General features: G+C 39.7%; 1 protein-coding gene and 1 pseudogene. Both read right to left on the bottom strand.

Translation table 11 applies throughout. The annotated features are described in order from the left end of the window. Nucleotides 1–42 precede the first annotated feature (42 nt). The gene (locus BN338_RS09865) at nucleotides 43–321 is read right to left on the bottom strand and encodes a hypothetical protein (protein WP_039761950.1); all 279 of its coding nucleotides are present in this window, start codon (nucleotides 319–321) and stop codon (nucleotides 43–45) included. Further along, a pseudogene (locus tag BN338_RS09860) lies at nucleotides 318–813 on the bottom strand (phage antirepressor KilAC domain-containing protein); the annotation flags it as partial. The pseudogene BN338_RS09860 and the gene BN338_RS09865, both read right to left, overlap by 4 nt.

Below are 813 nucleotides of genomic sequence, written 5' to 3'. Positions count from 1 at the left end.
ACCCTCCCCATTTTGAGAACGAGGAGGGGGTATATATTTTACTTAAGCAACCTTTTTAATAGGGCTCTCGAAGTTCGGTTCATAAGCGCGCAATAAAGAATCCATGCTATGCGGTAACTCTGAATCACCAAAATCTGTTAGAACTGTTAAAATTTTAAGTATACTTGGCATCTCATCTCGAAGTTTTAAAATTAAAGCTTTTTCTATCACACTCATAGTATCAACCAGAGCAGTACAATCTTTATCATTCATATTTTCATGTCTAGAAAATTGAGATAATGCCATCCATAAATCACATAAGAAGTTGGTATCTATCTTCATTGTACACCCCCAAAGATTTGCTCTCTCAAACATGCCAATCCTCTGGAGGTGATTTTCGTTGAAGGGAGCACCTTTTCTGTACCATCTGGTCTTTGAATGGTGATAGCAGGGCAATCCATGAAGCCTTTCTTGATTTTATCCTGATAAGGTAACAGAGGCGCCCCTGGAGCACGCGGTAAACCCAATTATGTTTACGTAATAGTCGGTTAAATCCTTTGGTCGCACTTCTAACATCTTTGCTGCTTCAATAAGACCAAACAGACCATCAGAGCGTTTTAGACCTTCTAAAGCCTCTGCTTTTGGAGTCAATTCAGCAATGGTATGATCCTTTTGCTCGATTTGACTTTGTAAGTGATTCAAGACACCAAGTAATGCTTCAGGTTTGGAGTAGTCAACTTGGGGGGCGGCTATCTGTGGAGTAGCGGCTTGTTTTAACCGTCTTTCACATTCGATAAAGTATAAACGAGCTTCTCTACCTTTTTTATTGTTCTC

The sequence above is a fragment of the Bartonella queenslandensis AUST/NH15 genome (assembly GCF_000312585.1).
Lineage (GTDB): Bacteria > Pseudomonadota > Alphaproteobacteria > Rhizobiales > Rhizobiaceae > Bartonella > Bartonella queenslandensis_A.
This window is presented reverse-complemented; position numbering and strand designations above follow the sequence as displayed.

Coding starts and splice junctions, on each gene's coding strand:
- BN338_RS09865 (WP_039761950.1), bottom strand. CDS start 321: ATGAAGATAGATACCAACTTCTTATGTGATTTATGGATGGCATTATCT.